The organism is Allobosea sp. P1_A7 (genome assembly GCF_056406775.1).
Genome location: NZ_JBFTZN010000370.1, coordinates 1 through 4479, shown reverse-complemented (window position 1 = coordinate 4479; position 4479 = coordinate 1). Strand labels below are relative to the sequence as shown.

Here is a 4479-nt window from a genome sequence, read left to right as displayed (position 1 = left end):
GGCTCGGGTCTGGCGGCGCCTCGCGCATAGGCCGTCCCTCGGTCAGCCAACCAGATGCGATCTTGCGCTTAACGTCGGCCCCATCAGCATGTTACAGGGGCGGCGTCGGTTGTCATGTCCCTTCGACGTCTTGTTCCTCTGCCGCTCTGTCGGCCTCATTTCCCGTCCTGCCGGAGCCTGCCTTTCATGAGTGATGCGGTCGTTACGCGCTTCGCGCCGTCTCCAACCGGATTCCTGCATATCGGCGGCGCGCGTACCGCGCTGTTCAACTGGCTCTATGCCCGTCGCCATGGCGGCAAGATGCTGCTGCGCATCGAGGACACCGACCGCGAACGCTCGACCGAGCCGGCCATCGCGGCGATTCTCGACGGCCTGTCCTGGCTTGGCCTCGATTGGGACGGCGAGACCGTCTACCAGTTCGCCCGTGCGGCCCGGCACCGCGAGGTCGCCGAGCAGATGCTCGCCGCCGGGAAGGCCTATTATTGCTATGCGACACCGCAGGAACTCGAGGAGATGCGCGAGAAGGCGCGCGCCGAGGGCCGTCCCATGCGCTATGACGGACGCTGGCGCGATCGCGATCCGGCAACCGCGCCGGCCGGCGTGAAGCCGGTCATCCGCCTGCGCGCGCCGCAGACCGGAGAGACGGTGGTCGAGGACGAGGTGCAGGGCCGCGTCGTCTGGCAGAACGAGAATCTCGACGACCTCGTGCTGCTGCGTTCCGACGGCAACCCGACCTATATGCTCGCTGTCGTCGTGGACGACCATGACATGGCCGTGACCCATGTCATCCGTGGCGACGACCATCTCACCAACGCCGCCCGCCAGACCCAGATCTACCAGGCGATGGGCTGGCGCGTGCCGAGCATGTCGCATATCCCGCTGATCCATGGGGCGGACGGCGCGAAGCTCTCCAAGCGCCATGGTGCGCTCGGTGTCGATGCCTATCGCTCCATGGGCTATCTGCCGGTGGCCCTGCGCAACTACCTCCTCCGGCTGGGCTGGAGCCATGGCGACCAGGAGATCTTCTCGACCGAAGAGATGGTCTCGCTGTTCAATCTTTCCTCGATCGGCCGTTCCCCGGCACGCTTCGACTACGCGAAGCTGGAGAGCCTGAACGGGCTCTACATGCGCCAGTCCGATGATCGTGACCTGCTTGATGCACTGAAGAGCATCTTGCCGGAAATCGGCCCCGCGCACGGCCTCGGCCCCGAGCTCGATCCGGCTCTCGAAGCCAAGCTTCTTGCTGCGATGCCGGGATTGAAGGAGCGAGCCAAGACGCTGATCGAGCTGCTCGACAGCGCCTCCTATCTTTTTTCCAAGCGTCCGCTCGCACTCGATCAGAAGGCGGCGACGCTGCTGGACGAGGGCGCCCGCCAGCGCATGCCCAGCCTGGCAGAGAAGCTTGCCGCGGTGAACGACTGGACACCGGCTCCGCTCGAGGCCGCGGTCCGGGCCTTCGCCGAAGAACATGCCCTCAAGCTCGGACAGGTGGCGCAGCCGCTGCGGGCCGCACTCACCGGACGGAGCCAGTCGCCCGGCCTGTTCGATGTGATGGCGGTGCTCGGCCGCGAGGAAACGCTCGCTCGTCTCAGCGATCAAACGTGATCAAAGGCGGGGCAGCCCCGCCTTTGTGATTGGTTGAACCCCAAGGGCAAATGGGCTAGTGACGCCCCATATGCCGAGGGTGTCCGAAGCGGCGCCCCGGTATGAATATTGCTTTAATATCAGTCGGATGTACCTTCCTTTGCCTGCAATCCCGTCACATGGCCGTTACGCAGAGCCACTCGGATGATGATTGCCGTTCCGGCACCCATTCGTGCCGGCTCGGATGGAACGAAGATTGATCAGCAGCGAGCCTGAAAGGATCGGTATCGATGAGCGGAACCAACAGCCAGCTGAGTGTGGACGGCAAGACCGTCGACCTGACGGTCAAGACCGGATCGATCGGCCCATCMGTCATCGACATCAGCAAGCTCTACGCACAAACCGGGATGTTCACCTATGACCCCGGCTTCACCTCGACCGCGAGCTGCGAGTCGGAGATCACCTATATCGATGGCGACGAGGGCGTTCTGCTCCATCGCGGCTATCCAATCGAGCAGCTTGCCGAGCATGGCGACTTTCTCGAGACCTGCTATCTCTTGCTTTACGGAGACCTGCCGACCGCGGCGCAGAAGGCGGATTTCGACTACCGCGTGACGCGCCACACCATGGTGCACGAGCAGATGGCCCGCTTCTTCCAGGGCTTCCGACGCGATGCGCATCCGATGGCGGTGCTGGTGGCCTCGGTCGGCGCGATGTCGGCCTTCTATCACGACTCGACYGACATCTCGGACCCGCAGCAGCGCATGATCGCGTCGATGCGGATGATCGCCAAGCTGCCGACGCTGGCTGCGATGGCCTTCAAGTACACGATCGGCCAGCCCTTCGTGTATCCGCTGAACTCGCTGGACTACACCTCGAATTTCCTGCGCATGTGCTTCGCGGTGCCGGCGGAGGAGTACAAGGTCAATCCGGTCCTGTCGCGCGCGCTTGACCGCATCTTCATCCTGCACGCCGACCACGAGCAGAACGCCTCGACCTCGACCGTGCGTCTTGCCGGTTCCTCGGGCGCCAATCCCTTCGCCTGCATCGCAGCCGGCATCGCCTGCCTCTGGGGCCCTGCGCATGGCGGCGCCAACGAGGCGGCCCTCAAGATGCTCGAGGAGATCGGGTCGGTCGACAACATCCCGAAATACATCGCCAAGGCGAAGGACAAGAATGATCCGTTCCGCCTGATGGGCTTCGGGCACCGCGTCTACAAGAACTACGACCCGCGCGCCAAGATCATGCAGAAGACGACGCATGAGGTGCTGAACGAGCTCGGCATCAAGGACGATCCGCTCCTCGATGTCGCGATCGAACTCGAGCGCATCGCGCTCAGCGACAGCTACTTCATCGAGAAGAAGCTCTATCCGAACATCGATTTCTATTCGGGCATCACCTTGAAGGCGATGGGCTTCCCGACCTCGATGTTCACCGCGCTCTTCGCACTCGCCCGCACCGTCGGCTGGATCGCGCAGTGGAAGGAAATGATCGAGGATCCGTCCCAGCGGATCGGCCGCCCGCGCCAGCTCTATACCGGCTCGCCGAAGCGCGATTACACGCCGATCGGCCGTCGCTGAGAACAATCTGACACAGTCTTTATGACGCAGGTCGAACCCCACCGGATTAAACAATCCGGTGGGGTTTATCATATGGTGCGCTGCCATAACCTCGCGTTTCGCAGAGCAATGACGGGAAACGCCAGATGGACCGCCTCACGACACCGAACCGCCGCGCCTTCATCGCTGGGGCCGGGGCATCSGCCCTCGTAGCCGGCAGCGGGCCCGCGCGGGCTCAGAACTTCCCGACCCGGCCGATCATGCTTGTCGTGCCGTTCGCAGCCGGCGGCTCGACGGATATCGTTGCCCGCCTCGTCGGGGCAAAGATGGCGGATTCGCTCGGCCAGCAAGTGGTGATCGAGAACCGCGCCGGCGCAGGCGGCAATGTCGGCTCGACCGCGGTCGCTCGCGCCGCACCCGACGGTTACACGGTGCTGATGGGCACGATCTCGACCCATGCCCTCAATCCCGCGATCCTCAAGGTGGTGACGTTCGATCCGGTCAAGGATTTCACGCCGATCTCCCTGCTGGCCGTGGTGCCCAACGTCATGGTCGTGCACCCGAGCTTTCCGGCCAAGACGGTCCAGGAGGTCGTCAAGGTCCTGAAGGACAATCCCGGCAAATACTCCTACGCCTCATCGGGAGTGGGTACGCCGCTGCATCTTTCGGGCGAGCTGTTCAAGTCGCTGGGCGGCGTGAGCATGAACCATGTGCCCTATCGCGGCGCTGGCCCGGCTCTGAACGATGTCGTGGCTGGCGCCGTGCCGATCATGTTCGACAACCTGCCCTCCTCCGCGCAGTTCATTCGCAGCGGCCAGCTCCGCGCGATCGGCGTTACCACGAAGGAGCGCGTGCCCTCATTCCCGGAGATACCGACCATCGCCGAAGGCGGTCTTGCCGGCTATGAAACCTATACGTGGAACGCGCTGTTTGGCCCGGCGAATATGCCAAGGGCAGTCGTTGAGCGCCTGAACGCCGAAGCCAACAAGGCCCTGACAGACCCCAATGTGAAGCAGCGCCTGAACGATGTCAGTGCCGTCATCGTCGGCTCGACACCGGAGGCGCTGGGCGAACACGTCAAAGTCGAATTCGCGAAATGGGGGCCCATCGCCAAGGCATCCGGTGCGGCGCTTGAATGAGCGCTGCACCGCGCTGATCAAGCTGCCAGCAGTCCCAGGGCGGCATTGACCGCGTTCTCGGCCGGGCTCGCCCCGGCCGATTTCATGATGCGCTCGACATCTGCGAAACCCGCAAGCTGGGCCTCGCGCGCAGGCCCCTCGCTGAGGACCGCCAGCACAGCTGCGCTGAGCGCTTCGGGCGAGGCCTCGTCCTGGAT

Annotated in this window: 3 protein-coding genes and 1 pseudogene; 3 read left to right on the top strand and 1 reads right to left on the bottom strand. The window is 63.9% G+C overall.

What is annotated here, in order from left to right; translation table 11 throughout:
• The first annotated feature begins 186 nt into the window (after positions 1–186).
• From gltX to AC1D34_RS34330, 3 genes are all read left to right on the top strand, one after another.
• Positions 187–1605: a glutamate--tRNA ligase gene (gene gltX / locus AC1D34_RS34340; RefSeq protein WP_476826654.1), complete on the top strand. Its 1419-nt coding sequence runs from the start codon at positions 187–189 to the stop codon at positions 1603–1605.
• 269 nt (positions 1606–1874) lie between these two features.
• The gene (gltA, locus tag AC1D34_RS34335; protein WP_441491816.1) at positions 1875–3164 is read left to right on the top strand and encodes a citrate synthase; all 1290 of its coding nucleotides are present in this window, start codon (positions 1875–1877) and stop codon (positions 3162–3164) included.
• Positions 3165–3289: 125 nt separating this feature from the next.
• Positions 3290–4282 (top strand): Bug family tripartite tricarboxylate transporter substrate binding protein, encoded by a 993-nt coding sequence (locus tag AC1D34_RS34330; RefSeq protein ID WP_476775406.1) that lies wholly within the window; start codon positions 3290–3292, stop codon positions 4280–4282.
• 17 nt (positions 4283–4299) lie between these two features.
• On the opposite strand, the pseudogene AC1D34_RS34325 reads toward AC1D34_RS34330, so the two are convergent.
• Positions 4300–4479, bottom strand: a pseudogene (locus tag AC1D34_RS34325) (lipid-A-disaccharide synthase); the annotation flags it as partial.